Below are 399 nucleotides of genomic sequence, written 5' to 3' on the forward strand. Positions count from 1 at the left end.
TCCAACTTCCTAGAAAATGGGATGTGGCGCTGACCGGACTGATCAGGCTCGCCTTCGACGGAGTCTCCGAGTTCTCGCTTGCCGGATGGCCTTCAGAGGAGCGGTCCGCCTTGGTCTTCAGTCGCATAGACGACTGTCTGGAGGTCAGATTTGCGGGCGCGGCGACGACCATGAAAGTTGCTAGCGAGTCTTTCTCCACGGATCGATTCCAGGCTCTCCGTGGATGACTGCCGCGAGGACCTTCACAAGCAATCATGTGGCGGCTGACGGCCTTGACCGAACAGGTCGCCGAGATCCTTAGCAGTCTTGCGACTGGCGGCACGGGGTGCTGGCGCCCGAGCCCGTGGCTCCACGCCTCGCCCAGCGTGGCTCAGCCCTCCGACCCGCGGAGGCTGCCCC

Annotated in this window: 1 protein-coding gene; it reads left to right on the forward strand. The window is 63.4% G+C overall.

Features of this window, described 5'->3' with window-relative positions:
* Positions 1-227 (forward strand): hypothetical protein (locus C5L13_RS29185; protein ID WP_205836905.1); only part of this gene is annotated, 227 nt, incomplete at its 5' end.
* Positions 228-399: the final 172 nt, after the last annotated feature.

This window comes from Neorhizobium alkalisoli (assembly GCF_002968635.1).
Classification (GTDB): Bacteria; Pseudomonadota; Alphaproteobacteria; order Rhizobiales; family Rhizobiaceae; genus Neorhizobium; species Neorhizobium alkalisoli.